Genomic DNA, 13,191 nt, shown 5'->3' with positions numbered 1-13,191 from the left:
CGGGCGGTTAGGCTTCTGTTTACCTTGCTTAGCAAAACCTTTCGAACCCTGACCAGCGTCACGGTAGAACATATTGATGACGTGTTCAGCAGGGTTGATGGGTTCGAGCGATGCCGCGGGCGGTTTATGCCGAATGGGATGAGGACGACGTCGCCGACTGGGTCGACGAACGCCCCGCTCGTCGCCCACGCCGGAGGCCCATGAGCTGGCTGCGCGTCGTCCTGATGTCGTCCTGCAGCATCGCCGGACTGGTCTATTTCGCCCTGGAGCAGCAGCAGACGGCCCGCCCGACGGGGCACCAGAAGGAGGTCCCCTCCTCGGTCCTGGTCGCACCTGCGCCGGCCTGGAGGCCCCTGCCGCCCTCTCCCGTTCCCTATGCGATCGCCGGCGCGTCCGGCACCGTCGCATCGGAGGCGCGCGAACATGCGAACGGCGCCCGGGAGGACACCCTGATCCTCGGGCGCTTCGGCGACTTCCGCTATGCCCAGGTGAGTCTCGTGCAAGGCACGGGCGAGACGGCCGGGAGCTTCTATATCGATATCGTCCGCAGGGCGGCACGCTCGGGCCTCGCGGTGGCGCAGCAGGGCCAGAGCCGCATGATCGAGACCAAGTTCGGCCCCGTGGAGGCAGCTCCCCTCGTCCTGGCGAACAAGGGCGAGCAGGCCTGTCAGGCCTTCCGGCTTCCGGATGGGTCCGCCGCGTTCAGCTTCCAGGGCTGGCTGTGCGGATCCTCGGCTCCGGACGAGGCCCAGCTCGCCTGCTTCATCGACGGCATCACCCTGGCGGGAGGCACGAACCCTTCCCTGAAGGCCGTCTTCGCCCGGGCCGAGCGCAGCCGCACGGAGGCCTGCGGGCAAGGCGCCCGCACCGCCGCGGCCGTCAGGCCTCCGGCCCGACCGTGATCGCCACCCGGTGCATGACGTTGCAGCCGTAACCGTTCGGATTCCAGTTGGCCGCGCGGAAAGGCTGAGCGCGGCCGCGTGAATCCGTTGCCCGGGCAAAGATCTCGTAATAGCCGTCGCCGGTCAGAGGCAGGGATACGTGCCAGCGCACCCAGTCGTAGCGGTTGCGCGGTCGCGTCATCGTGGCTTCGACCCAGGTCGCTCCGCCGTCGAGAGTCACGTCGACACGCGTGACCGTGTCATCGCCCGCCCAGGCGGCGCCACGGACCTCGATGGAACGCGTGCCCTCCCGGTAGCGCGCGCCATCGGCCGGCGCGGTGACGATGCTGCGCACGGGCATCGATTCGAGAATCCGCGTCTCCACGCCCCGTCCGTCCGAACCCGGAGCCAGAGGATGGACCGGCAGCCGGTAGGACAGGCCTGTCATGCCCGGCCCATCGTGCTCCCGGTCGCAAATCCAGATCCGCGTCAGCCATTTCTGGCTCAATGATCCCGGCCAGCCGGGCACGATGAGACGAAGAGGACCGCCATGGATGAACGGCAGGGGCTCGCCGTTCATCGCCCAGACCAGGAGCGTGTGCTCCTCCAGGGCCTTGGCGATGGGCATGCCGCGCGACATCGCCTGTTGCTCATGGCTTCCGTGCTTGTCGGGATCGGCGCCGAAATGGCCGGTGAACAGGGCGATGTCCTTCAGGCCCGCCGCGCGCAGCACGTCGCCCAGCGAGACGCCCGTCCATTCGGCGCAGCCGGCACCGCCATTCGTCCAGGCATTGCCTTCGGCCTTGGGCTCGAAGAAGGAGCGGCCGTTGCCGCCGCATTCGAGCACCATGCGGAAGGTCTTGTGCGGAAACCGGCTCTTCAGCTCCGCCAGAGTCAGGCGAAGCGGATGCTCCACCTCGCCGTCGATGGTGAAGGCCCAGGCCTCGGGATCGCCCGCCGGCTCGGGTAGAAGGCCGTTGTTGCGCACGAAGAACCGCGCAATCGGCGTCGTCTCGTCGTCGAGGAGCTCTTCGGGCGTTTCCGCCACCAGCGGGGTCTCGCCCAGAAGGCTCAGACCCTTTTTTGCCGATAGATCGAAACCAAGCTTGGGTTTATCCTGCATTGGCAGTCGTCCTCCTCACGTCGCGGTGAACGTCACGCTTCGACGGAACCATTTTATCGGCGTCGCCTTGTTCTGACAGTATTTGCTTGTGTTGACGGCGCACAACAGAAGGTCAATGCGCCATTCTTGGAGGTTTACCCATGCGCCGCATCGCACTTCTGGGTTTGGCTTCATTGGCTGCGCTCGCATCCGCTTCGGTGGCGGCCGATGCGCAGACCCGGGACCGTCCCCTCGTCCTCAGGGTCCAGCCTCGCAGCTTCCTGGATCCGGGCCCAGCGGTCCCCGTGGGATCGATCAATCCAGGCATCAGCGGCTATGGGCAAACGCAGGCCTATCTGCTCAGCCCGGACTATGCGCCGAACCGCGGTCGTTTCGGCCTCGACCTTCTGCCCGACCCGATCACCAACGGGCCCTTCGTCGGCTCGCGCAACCCGTTCCCGTCCTACAGCACGCCGACCGTCGAAACGACCGGTTCGATCCGCTGACCTCCTCGAGGATGAGCCCCGGATCACTCCGGGGCTTTTTGCTTCCCTACGAAAGGGCTTCCAGTTCCTTGACGATGGCATCGCCCACGTCTTGGGTGCCGACCGCGTTCGCCCCGGGAGCCGCGATGTCCTTGGTGCGGGTACCGGAGGCGAGCACGTTGGCGATCGCCTTGTCCAGACGATCCGCCTCGTCGAGCAGGCCGAAGGAGTAGCGCAGGGCCATGCCGAATGAGCCGATCATGGCGATGGGATTGGCCAGTCCTTTGCCGGCGATGTCGGGCGCCGAGCCGTGCACGGGCTCGTAGAGCGCCTTGCGCTGTCCGGTGACCGGATCTTCCGCGCCGAGTGAAGCGGAAGGCAGCATGCCGAGAGATCCGGTGAGCATCGCGGCGATATCCGACAGGATGTCGCCGAAGAGGTTGTCCGTGACGATCACGTCGAACTGCTTCGGCCAGCGCACCAGCTGCATGGCGCAGTTGTCGGCGAGCACGTGCTCGAGCTCGACGTCCGAGAACTCGCCCTTGTGGATGCGAGTGACGACCTGGCGCCAGAACACACCGGTCTTCATCACGTTGAACTTCTCGGCCGAGGAGACCTTGTTGCGGCGCTTGCGGGCGAGATCGAAGGCGACGCGCGCGATGCGCTCCACCTCGTGCGTGTGGTAGATCTGCGTGTCGACGGCGCGCTGGGAGCCGTCCTCCAGGGTCACGATCTCCTTCGGCTCGCCGAAATAGACGCCGCCCGTGAGTTCGCGCACGATCATGATGTCGAGGCCTTCCACCACCTCGCGCTTGAGCGAGGAGGCATCGGCCAGGGCCGGATAGCAGATCGCCGGACGCAGGTTGGCGAAGAGGCCGAGATCCTTGCGCAGGCGCAGCAGGCCGGCTTCGGGACGCACCGCGTAGGGAACGCTGTCCCATTTCGCGCCGCCGACGGCGCCAAAGAGCACCGCATCGGCCTGTTGGGCACGATCCATGGCGGCTTCGGAGATCGACACGCCGTGCGCGTCATAGGCCGCCCCACCGACGAGATCCGTCTCCGTCTCGAAGCCGACGCCGCGCTTGCGGAACCAGCCCACGATCTTCTCGACCTCGCGCATGACCTCCGGACCGATGCCGTCGCCGGGGAGAAGGAGAAGCTTGTGCGTTGCCATGGGAGGGCCCCTGTTCTGTCTTGATAGAATGCAGGGTTCTTAAAAGACCGAATGCGCGGCTTGGCAAGCTTTTGTCGCGTCGTCCCTTAGGCGGAGGCGTCCTGGCCGTTTTCCGCACGCCTGTCCTTCGGTGTCCTGACCACCGTGACGGAGCACGGCGCCTCGGCCACCACCTGCGAGGAGACGCTGCCGAGGTAGCGCCTGAGCGCCGAGGAGGCTCGAGCGCCGATCACGATGTGGTCGACATTGTTGCGGCGGGCGTAATCGACGAGAGCGGCGGCCGGGTCGGGCGCCTCCAGCACGCTGCAGGTGATCCGCTCCTGGGGGATGTCGAGGGACACGCCCCAGTGGCGGAGCTGGACGAGCCGCTGGACATGAAGGCTGTTGCCGTCCTGGTCCTCCAGGATGTCCACGGCGATGCGCGAGGTCTTCAGGACGTTGACGCAGGCGATGCGCGCCTCGCCTTCGATGGACAGGATCCGGCCGACCATCCTGCGCAGGGCCTCTGCGAGATCCTCGTTGCCCGGAGAGAGATCGATGGCGGCCAGGATGATGGGCGCCCGCGACAGGTGACCGGCGATGTCGGGCGTCTCGAGCGGCTGCGCCTTGCGCGCCTTCAGCCAGCGCCGGAAGGTCTTGACGCCGCCGTCCCGTTCCAGCCGCTCGGCCCGCTCCGTCAGCCGGACCTGTTCGGGGTTCTCCAGGTCGAGGGCGAGCAAGGCTGCCGTTGCATAGCGCTCGTCCGGATCGACCTCCAGGCAACGCAGGATCACCTCCTGCAACCATCGCGGGCAATCGGGATTGAGCGCCCGGGGCGGCACCGGGTCGCGCCAGAGGCGGCGACGGATCTCGCCGCCGCGCGGATTGCCGAACGGGCGCTCGCCCGTGACGAACACATACATCATCACGCCGAGCGCGAAGAGATCGCTGCGCGGGTCGGCCCGGTCCTGCAGCACCTGTTCCGGCGCCATGTAGGGCGTGGTCCCGAAGGGCTCGCGGAACTCCTCGGCCAGAAGATCGGGAAGGTATTCGTGCCGGGAGAAGCCGTAATCGATCAGAACCGCCTCGCCCGTGTCCCGGATCATCACGTTGCTCGGCTTGATGTCGAGATGGATCACGTGCTGGCGATGCAGGTCGTGCAGGGCATGGGCCACCTTGGCCCCGATGGCGGCGACCTCGGACCAGGGGAGAGGCGCCTCGTCGAGCCGGCTTTTGAGCGATGCGCCGGGGATGCGCTCCATGACGATGTAGGGCATGGGATCGAGCGGGCCCGTCGCCACGAAGCGGGGCACATGCGGCCCCGACAGGCGCGGCATGATCATCTGCTCGGTCTCGAAGCACACGATGGGCAGCGGGTCGTCGCTGTCGATCAACATCGGGATCTTCATGATCAGGGGCGCCGGATCGTCTTCGCGGCTCACCGCCCAGAGCTGCGCCATGCCGCCGGTGCCGAGATTCTCCCGCAGCTCGAATCCGTCGATCACCATGCCGGGATTGACGCGCCAGCGCATGCGTCAGCGGCCCTGTTCGAGGCGAAGCGCCAGCTTTTCGGGCAGGCCCGCCTCGCGCACCTTCCGGGCCGCGGTTGCCGTGTCGTAGGGGACGCGCAGATAGCGCAGGGTCTGGCTGGCGGTGTCGAAGACCGCGTAATTCGCCGCCGCGACCCCATCCCGCGGCTGCCCGACGGCGCCGATCACCGCGAGCCAGGTGCGCGTCGGCAGGAGCGGGATATCGTTGTTGGCGACGGGGGCGAATGCCCCGACCTTGGCGGTGGTGCTCATGTGGAAGAGCATCGGCACATGCACATGCCCGCAGAAGGTGATGTGGGCGTCGACCCGGCTGAAATGCCGGACCGCCTCCATGAGACCCGACATGTAGTCCCAGCTGCGGGGGGCGTAGCCGTTGGCGTGAACGTAGAGGACGCTCCCCTCCTCGTGGGTCAGGGGAAGACCGGCCAGGAACCGCCGCTGCTCCGACCCGAGCTGTGTGCGGGTCCAGCGGATCGCCTCCTGGGCAATGCTGTTCATGTCCTGGTCGGAGCCGTCGATGGCCGCGTCGTGATTGCCGAGAAGCGCCACGGCGCCCTGGTTCACGAGCCCTCTGACCGTATCGACCACCCAGGCCGGATCGGCCCCGTAGCCGACATAGTCGCCGAGAAAGACGAAACGGTCGACATGGAGCAGACGCGCGTGGGCGAGACAGGCGGACAGAGCCTCACGGTTGCCGTGGATGTCGGTGAGAAGGGCGATGAGCATGGAATCAGTACAACTCCAAACCCGCCACCACTGCAACTGGCCGATCAAGGCCATTGGGATGAGCGTGTCCGGAGCATCGGACCCAAAAGTGGATCCGAACTTTTGGGTCCGATGCGCCGCTCATGCGCCGGCGCATCGTCCTTCACGAGAAAAACCGGGCCCGCTTTTCACGAGCACGGCTTTCTGGCTTCGTACCGGGTCCTAGCCCCGGAGCGCCTCCAGCACCTTGCCGCCGGGCCGGCCGCGGGGCTCGAGGCCGATACGGCGCTCCACGTCCTTGATGGCCTCGCGGGTCTTGGCGCCGATCTTGCCGTCCGGCTCGCCCACGTCGTAGCCGCGGGCGGTCAGGAGCTGCTGCAATTCGCGGCGCTGAGCGCGCGACAGGGGCGGATCGTCGGTCGGCCATGCGGTCTGGATGCCCGGCAGGCCCTTCAGGCGATCCCCCAGCAGAGCGATGGCGAGGCCGTAGGACTCCGCCGCGTTGTAGGAATAGACCGCATCGAAGTTCTTGGTGACGAGGAAGGCCGGGCCGTTGACGCCGGCCGGGATGATGATGCCGGCCGCGTAATTGCCCGACAGGGGACGGCCGTCGACGCGGCGCACGCCCATGGCGGCCCAGGTGGCGAGCGGCTTCTTGTTCTTGCGCCCGGCGAGGCTCGCATTGAAGTTCTGCGGCAGTCTCACCTCGTAGCCCCATGGCAGGCCGTTCACCCAGCCGGCCTTCTTGAGGAAGTTCGCCGTCGAGTGAACCGCGTCGGGGACAGAATTCATGATGTCGCGACGCCCGTCCCCGTCGCCGTCGACGGCGAGGCGCTGGAAAGTCGAGGGCATGAACTGGGTATGGCCGAAGGCGCCGGCCCAGGAGCCGCGCAGGTTGGCTGGGTTGATGTCCCCGTCCTGCACGATCTTCAGGGTGGCCATCAGCTCGCCCTTGAAATACTCGTTGCGGCGCGGCGCATAGCAGACGAGGGTCGTCAGGGACTGGATCAGCGAACGCCCGCCGATATCCTTGCCGAAATTGGATTCGACGCCCCACACGCCCGCGATGGCATGGCGGTCCACGCCGAAGCGCGCCTCGGCGGAGGCGAGCGCTTGGCCCCATTGGCGCATGGCGGCGCGGCCGTCCTGCACCCGCTCCTCGTCGACGAGCGCGGAGAGGTAGTCCCAGATCGGCGTCTTGAACTCGGGCTGATTGTTCATGAGGTCGAGGATCGTCAGATCCGGCGTGACGCCGCGAGTCGCGACATCGAAGGCTTGGCCGGAAATACCCTTGGCGGCCGCCTGCGAGCGCAGGCTGGACAGGCACGAGTTGAAATTCGCCTGGGCCGAAGCCGGGGCGGCCATCGTCACTGAGGCAAGACCGAGGAGCGCGGGAACAATGATGCGTTTCATGCCCGCGACCTTGCAGGCAATTTGGTTAATCTTATGGAAACGGGGCCGGAAGGCGATTGCACCGGTCCCCTCGCCACCTTCACGTCATCGCGACGGCAACATGATCGGTGAAGCTGAGGAATGGATTGGCTCCCAGAGAGGGCCTCGAACCCCCACGCCTTGCGGCGGCGCGTCAACAGCACGCTGCGTCTTCCAATTTCGCCATCTGGGAACTTAGTCAGTACATTTTTGATGAGCGATCGACCTAGACTGAACAGTGACGATGTATTCACGCTTTTCGGACGATCAGCTTGCTTAAAAGCTAGTACCGATCTCTCCCGGAAGGCAATATTCAGGCTTTAGCTATTGAGAATTACCCCAAAGCATAGCTCTTCAGCACAGTCTCGACTGGCGGCTTCCCTGGAGAATTAACGCCTAAGGGGCGTGAGAACGACGGATGATGGCAGGCTACGATTCGTGGCTTTCGCCAAGACAGACTTCAAGCCCGAGCCCGCTCGAAGAGTTTCGGCTGGAAGCAGGCGACGGCGCCGCCCTTTCCGGCTTGGCCGACACAAGGCCGCTGATGACGCGGGAGGGCCTGACGGCACTCTCCGATGCACGCATCGCTGTCGGATCAATCAAGCTCGGGATCGGGCAAATCCGTCTGGATCCAGCGGTCGCTGACGTGGATGTCGGTGGTTTCGAGGCGGCCGGGTCCGAGATTGACGAATTTGTGCGGGACGCCCGCCGGTCCGAACACGATCTGACCGGCCTCGCATTCGAAGCGTTCGTTGCCGACCGTGAAGAGAGCCCGGCCCTCGCGGATGATGAAGATCTCATCGTAGGGATGGACGTGCCATTTCGGTCCGACGCCCACGTCCTCGGCCACATAGAACAGAACGGTGGCGCCGGTGCCGAGGGTCTGGCCTTCGACCCGCCCCTTCCAGAGCGTGGGATGCGAGGCCCAGTCGCGGCGATCGAGAATGTGTGGCTTTCCGTCTGCCATGGGTCATCCGTCCCTAACCGGCTTCTCAGCGTCATTCCCGGCTCACATGCGGCCGGGAACGATTCCCGGACGATTTAAGCCCAGGCGCGCTCGGAGAGCTTCTGCTCGAAGCGGTCGATGGCGGTGCCCTTCTCCATGGTCAGGCCGATGCCGTCGAGGCCGTTGAGCATGCAGTGCTTCTTGAACGGGTCGATGTCGAACTTGACCGTACCGCCGTCGGGACCGCGGATCTCCTGGTTCTCCAGGTCGATGGTCAGGGTCGCGTTGGCGCCGCGCTCGGCATCGTCGAAGAGCTTCTCCAGGTCCTCCGGCGAGACCTTGATCGGCAGAATGCCGTTCTGGAAGCAGTTGTTGTAGAAGATGTCCGCGAAGCTGGTGGAGATCACGCAGCGGATGCCGAAATCGAGCAGCGCCCAGGGGGCATGTTCGCGGGAGGAGCCGCAGCCGAAATTGTCGCCCGCCACCAGGATCTGGGCATTGCGATAGGCCGGCTGGTTGAGCACGAAATCCGGGTTCTCCGAACCGTCCTCGCGATAGCGCATCTCCGAGAAGAGACCCGTTCCGAGCCCGGTGCGCTTGATCGTCTTCAGGTACTGCTTGGGGATGATCATATCGGTGTCGATATTGATGATCCGCAGCGGCGCCGCGACGCTTTCCAGCACGGTGAACTTGTCCATGGTCCTCATATCCCTGAAGGCGGCAGCCGGGCCGCTGTCCGATGCCTCATACCAAAGGGTTTCAAGGACGGCTAGGTCAACGATGGTCGCGGCGCGCAAAGAATTGTCGCCGACCGGGCATTTGGCGCAATTTTATAAGCCTTAGGAAACCGCCGCCTCGATGGCTTCCATGTCGTCGTCGGAGAGTCCGAAATGGTGGCCGATCTCGTGCACCAGCACATGGGTGACGAGGTGGCCCAGGCTCTCCTCGTTCTCGGCCCAGTAATCGAGGATCGGACGGCGGTAGAGCCAGACCATGTTGGGGAACTGGCCCGTCTGCATCATGGCCCCGCCCTGCGCCAAGCCGATGCCGCGGAAGAGGCCGAGGAGGTCGAAAGGCGTCTCGCAGCCCATCTCCCGCTGGGTCTCGTCGTCGGGAAAATCTTCGACCCGGATCACGACGCCCTCGCAAAGCCGGCGGAACTCCTCCGGCAGGCGGGCATAGGCGTCCCGCGCCAGGATTTCGAGGTCGTCGAGGGTGGGGGCTTGCAGATCGGCGAGGGCGGTCATGGGGTCAGAGGATCCTCAGCTGAACGAGAAGCCACAAGGCGAGAATCACCACGCCCACCAGGGATAGAGCCCGCCCGATACGGCGGCCCCAGAGCTCGATCGGGTCGGTGCCGCCGTCCTCGCCCGCCCCGATGGCATCCTTGGCGCCGAAATGCTCGCCGGCGCGCCGTCCCATGCGGGCGAGCGCCGAGGAGCCAAGGGTGTCCGTATCCCTCTGGACCCGCTCCAGCGCCTCGCGAGCCTCGCGGGCTTCCCGGTCCTGGTCGCTCATGAATCCCTCCTCCAGCTCCCTTACCGTTGCTTTACCATGGCGATTGAATTGGCTCTTCGCAACGGAACGTCTCGCACGCTTGGCCGTTAACAGGCCCGAACTGTCAACTGTTCACGAGGCAACAATGCGTAAGGTGTTTGGTATCCTGGCTGCGGCCGGGCTGGTGGTTCTCGGTGCCGGTGCGGCGTCGGCACAGGGTGTCGATGTCCGGATCGGTCCGTCGGGCGTCCGCGTGGCGCAGGAACGGCATTACGGTCACGATTATCGCGACGGCTATCGCGGGCGCGTCGTCGAGCGCCGCGTGGTGCGTCCCGTCCGGTCCCGCACCGTCTGCCGCACGGTCATGGAAGAGCGCGTCCGCCCGAACGGCGTGGTCGTCCGCCGTCCGGTCGAGCGCTGCCGCCAGGTCGTAGCCGGCCGCCGGGGCTACATCGACTAAGCGTTTGGTATCCCATGGAAAAGGCCGCGGCTCGGGCGAGTCGCGGCCTTTTCGTTTGGTGCCGGATTAAGTCAGCCGAAGGTGCGGATGTCCACGAACCGGCCGGCGATCGCCGCCGCCGCCGCCATGGCGGGCGACACGAGATGGGTCCGGCCCTTGAAGCCCTGACGGCCCTCGAAGTTGCGGTTCGACGTGGAAGCGCAGCGCTCGTGAGGCGCAAGGCGGTCGGCGTTCATGGCGAGGCACATGGAGCAACCGGGCTCGCGCCAGTCGAAGCCGGCTGCCTTGAAGATCTTGTCCAGCCCCTCGGCCTCGGCCTGCATCTTCACGATGCCGGAGCCCGGCACGATCATGGCGTTCACGCTCTCTGCCACGCGCTTGCCTTCGACCACCTTGGCGACGGCCCGCAGGTCCTCGATGCGGCCATTGGTGCAGGAGCCGATGAAGACGCGGTCGAGGACGATGTCGGTGATCTTCGTGCCCGGCGTGAGGCCCATATATTCCAGCGCCCGCCACTTGGAGCGGCGCTTGTTCTCGTCCTGGATGTCGTCCGGGTTCGGCACCACGCCGGCAACCGACACCACGTCCTCAGGCGACGTGCCCCAGGTGACGATGGGCGGCAGATTGGCGGCATCGAGACGGATTTCGGTGTCGAAGAAGGCGCCTTCGTCCGTCCGGAGGCTGTCCCAGTACCGCACGGCCGCGTCCCAGGCCTCGCCCTTCGGGGCCTTCGGGCGGTCCTTCAGGTAGGCATAGGTCTTCTCGTCGGGGGCCACCATGCCGGCGCGGGCTCCGCCCTCGATCGACATGTTGCAGATCGTCATGCGGCCTTCCATCGACAGGGACCGGATGGCCTCGCCCGCATATTCGATCACGTGGCCGGTGCCGCCGGCGGTGCCGATCTCGCCGATGATGGCCAGGATGATGTCTTTCGCCGTGACGCCGGGGGGCAGCTGCCCATCCACGGTCACGCGCATGTTCTTGGCCTTCTTCTGGATCAGCGTCTGGGTGGCGAGCACGTGCTCGACCTCAGAGGTGCCGATGCCGTGGGCGAGCGACCCGAAGGCGCCATGGGTCGAGGTGTGGCTGTCGCCGCACACGATGGTCATCCCCGGCAGCGTAAAGCCCTGCTCGGGCCCCACCACGTGGACGATGCCCTGGCGGGTGTCGAGCTCGTTGTAGTACTCGACGCCGAATTCCTTGGCGTTCTGGGCGAGAGCGGCGACCTGGGTCGCGGCCTCGGGATCCTCGATGCCGTGCGAGCGGTCGGAGGTCGGCACGTTGTGATCGACCACGGCCAGGGTCTTCTGCGGCTGGCGCACCTTGCGGCCGGTCATGCGCAGGCCCTCGAAGGCCTGGGGGCTGGTCACTTCATGGACGAGGTGACGGTCGATATAGAGAAGGCAAGTCCCGTCATCCTGCTGATCGACGACGTGGTCGTCCCAGATCTTGTCATAGAGGGTGCGGGGCTTGGCCATAGGTCTCTTCCAACGGTCGAAAATGGTGGTCTGGCGTGTTTAGCGGCCTATCGCGCGAACGGGAAGATGTCCTGAGCGCACACGGCCTTGAAACGATCGCATAGCAGAAGGCAATCGGCGCGCAATTATATTTTTGTCGCGCTTGGGCCTGGTGCGGTCCTCAAGGACCGCTCAGCAAAAAGGCGCGGTTTCGAGCCGCGCCTTCGTGAATTCTGCCGATGAGACGGGCCTTACTCGGCGGCAGCCGGGGCCTCGGTCTTCTTCTCGGTGCGCTCGGCGATACGGGCCGACTTGCCGCGACGGTCGCGCAGGTAGTACAGCTTGGCGCGGCGGACGGCGCCACGGCGCACGACCTTGATGGAATCGACGAGCGGCGAGTAGAGCGGGAACACGCGCTCGACGCCTTCGCCGTAGGAGATCTTACGAACCGTGAAGCTCTCGTGGAGGCCGCCGCCGGAACGGGCGATGCAGACGCCCTCGTAGGCCTGAACGCGGGTACGCTCGCCTTCCTTCACCTTCACGTTGACGATGACGGTATCGCCGGGCTGGAAGTCGGGAATGGTCTTGGCGAGCTTGGCAATCTGCTCCTGCTCGAGCTGCTGAATGAGGTTCATCGTTGTACTCCTGCCGTTGCGTGGCCCTGAGCGATCTCAAAACCCGCGGGATTTCGGCGTCCTGTTTTAAGTTGAGGCCGCGCCTATACAGGAGATTGGCAGGGTTGTCGAGCCTTTCACGAGGTCGCCCCCTCAGGTTCCGGCGGCAGGCGGGACTTCGGCGAACATGTAGCGCTCGAACCAGTCCGGAAAGGCCTGGGCGAGCGCCTTGGGGCCTTCCACGTTCAGCCCCCTCCGCTGAGCCTCGGCAAAGCTCACGTCGCCCCGCCACCAGGCAGCCAGGGCAGGGAGAGGGCCGCGCACGCGGAGCGGCTCGGGAAAGCCCGGGTTGCGGCCGCAGAGCGCGACGTCGGCCACTTTCATGAGCAGGAAGCGCGGCTGGCGCTGACCTTCAATTTCGAAGCGGATGACCATGGGTTCGTCCGGCAAGACCTCGGTCCGAACGCGCCGCTCCATGTCGACGAGAATGGGCTCGAGGTCGAGATCCTCGGCCTCGGCCCGGCGCGGGAGCCAGCGCTGCCCCCAGGTCCCGAGAGCGCCGACAATACCCATCAGCTCCCGGCCCGCTTCCGTCAGCGCATATTCGGGCCCATGGCCGCCCTCGATGCGCGTGACCACTCCCACGTGGACCAGCTCCTGCAGGCGCTCCGAGAGCATGGTGCGGGAAATGCGCGGGATGCCGCGGCGGATGTCGTTGAAGCGCCGGCTGCCGCACAGCAACTCCCGCACCACGAGGAGAGTCCAGCGCCCACCGATCGCCTCATGGGCGCGGGCCACGGAACAGAACTGACCGTAATCTGCCATGGGCCATGGGCTAGCATGATCGTCGGCTCGGCAGAAGTCCGGATTCTGGACCTGACAGGCGTCCTGCCTCGGCCTACAAGGCGGC

At 65.8% G+C, this 13,191-nt stretch carries 15 protein-coding genes and 1 tRNA gene; 3 read left to right on the top strand and 13 right to left on the bottom strand.

The features are described from left to right. Positions 1–110 precede the first annotated feature (110 nt). Positions 111–902: a hypothetical protein gene (locus U0023_RS09020; RefSeq protein WP_040638248.1), complete on the top strand. Its 792-nt coding sequence runs from the start codon at positions 111–113 to the stop codon at positions 900–902. Here U0023_RS09020 and U0023_RS09015 read toward each other — a convergent pair. Next, the gene (locus tag U0023_RS09015; RefSeq protein WP_009490824.1) at positions 880–2,004 is read right to left on the bottom strand and encodes a sulfite oxidase; all 1,125 of its coding nucleotides are present in this window, start codon (positions 2,002–2,004) and stop codon (positions 880–882) included. The genes U0023_RS09020 and U0023_RS09015 overlap by 23 nt on opposite strands. 140 nt (positions 2,005–2,144) lie before the next feature. Here U0023_RS09015 and U0023_RS09010 point away from each other — a divergent pair, with 140 nt between their 5' ends. Further along, positions 2,145–2,489: a hypothetical protein gene (locus U0023_RS09010; RefSeq protein WP_009490823.1), complete on the top strand. Its 345-nt coding sequence runs from the start codon at positions 2,145–2,147 to the stop codon at positions 2,487–2,489. Positions 2,490–2,535: 46 nt separating this feature from the next. On the opposite strand, the gene leuB is transcribed toward U0023_RS09010, so the two are convergent. The 9 genes from leuB to U0023_RS08965 form a co-directional block, all read right to left on the bottom strand. Next, the gene (leuB, locus tag U0023_RS09005; protein ID WP_009490822.1) at positions 2,536–3,642 is read right to left on the bottom strand and encodes a 3-isopropylmalate dehydrogenase; all 1,107 of its coding nucleotides are present in this window, start codon (positions 3,640–3,642) and stop codon (positions 2,536–2,538) included. Positions 3,643–3,728: 86 nt separating this feature from the next. Then, entirely contained in the window at positions 3,729–5,153 is a 1,425-nt protein-coding gene (locus U0023_RS09000; RefSeq protein WP_009490821.1) for a serine/threonine protein kinase, read from the bottom strand. Positions 5,154–5,156: 3 nt separating this feature from the next. After that, the gene (locus U0023_RS08995) at positions 5,157–5,897 is read right to left on the bottom strand and encodes a metallophosphoesterase family protein (protein ID WP_009490820.1); all 741 of its coding nucleotides are present in this window, start codon (positions 5,895–5,897) and stop codon (positions 5,157–5,159) included. Positions 5,898–6,098: 201 nt separating this feature from the next. Further along, positions 6,099–7,289: a lytic murein transglycosylase gene (locus U0023_RS08990; RefSeq protein ID WP_009490819.1), complete on the bottom strand. Its 1,191-nt coding sequence runs from the start codon at positions 7,287–7,289 to the stop codon at positions 6,099–6,101. A gap of 126 nt (positions 7,290–7,415) precedes the next feature. Continuing rightward, positions 7,416–7,500, bottom strand: a tRNA-Asn gene (locus U0023_RS08985). Positions 7,501–7,902: 402 nt separating this feature from the next. After that, complete coding sequence (locus U0023_RS08980; protein ID WP_009490818.1) at positions 7,903–8,274, bottom strand: cupin domain-containing protein; 372 nt, start codon at positions 8,272–8,274, stop codon at positions 7,903–7,905. Between the two features lie 74 nt (positions 8,275–8,348). After that, positions 8,349–8,951, bottom strand: a complete 603-nt coding sequence (leuD, locus tag U0023_RS08975) for a 3-isopropylmalate dehydratase small subunit (protein WP_009490817.1) — start codon at positions 8,949–8,951, stop codon at positions 8,349–8,351. A 141-nt stretch (positions 8,952–9,092) separates the two neighbouring features. After that, positions 9,093–9,500 carry a metallopeptidase family protein gene (locus U0023_RS08970; RefSeq protein WP_009490816.1) on the bottom strand — a complete coding sequence of 136 codons (408 nt, stop codon included), beginning with the start codon at positions 9,498–9,500 and terminating at the stop codon, positions 9,093–9,095. Between the two features lie 4 nt (positions 9,501–9,504). Further along, positions 9,505–9,771: a hypothetical protein gene (locus tag U0023_RS08965; protein WP_009490815.1), complete on the bottom strand. Its 267-nt coding sequence runs from the start codon at positions 9,769–9,771 to the stop codon at positions 9,505–9,507. 124 nt (positions 9,772–9,895) lie between these two features. Between U0023_RS08965 and U0023_RS08960 the strand changes: the two genes are divergently transcribed. Further along, a complete protein-coding gene (locus U0023_RS08960; RefSeq protein ID WP_009490814.1) occupies positions 9,896–10,210 on the top strand; it encodes a hypothetical protein in 315 nt (104 codons plus the stop codon). Positions 10,211–10,281: 71 nt separating this feature from the next. Here U0023_RS08960 and leuC read toward each other — a convergent pair whose 3' ends face one another. The 3 genes from leuC to U0023_RS08945 all read right to left on the bottom strand — a co-directional run bounded on the left by leuC (position 10,282) and on the right by U0023_RS08945 (position 13,106). Next, complete coding sequence (gene leuC, locus U0023_RS08955) at positions 10,282–11,688, bottom strand: 3-isopropylmalate dehydratase large subunit (protein WP_009490813.1); 1,407 nt, start codon at positions 11,686–11,688, stop codon at positions 10,282–10,284. Positions 11,689–11,918: 230 nt separating this feature from the next. Then, positions 11,919–12,302: a 50S ribosomal protein L19 gene (rplS, locus tag U0023_RS08950; RefSeq protein ID WP_009490812.1), complete on the bottom strand. Its 384-nt coding sequence runs from the start codon at positions 12,300–12,302 to the stop codon at positions 11,919–11,921. A gap of 132 nt (positions 12,303–12,434) precedes the next feature. Beyond that, positions 12,435–13,106: a winged helix-turn-helix transcriptional regulator gene (locus U0023_RS08945; RefSeq protein ID WP_009490811.1), complete on the bottom strand. Its 672-nt coding sequence runs from the start codon at positions 13,104–13,106 to the stop codon at positions 12,435–12,437. Positions 13,107–13,191 lie beyond the last annotated feature (85 nt).

This window comes from Microvirga lotononidis (assembly GCF_034627025.1).
In the GTDB taxonomy this organism is placed as follows: domain Bacteria; phylum Pseudomonadota; class Alphaproteobacteria; order Rhizobiales; family Beijerinckiaceae; genus Microvirga; species Microvirga lotononidis.
Note: the sequence above shows the minus strand (reverse complement) of the source record. Positions and strands in the feature narration are given on the sequence as shown.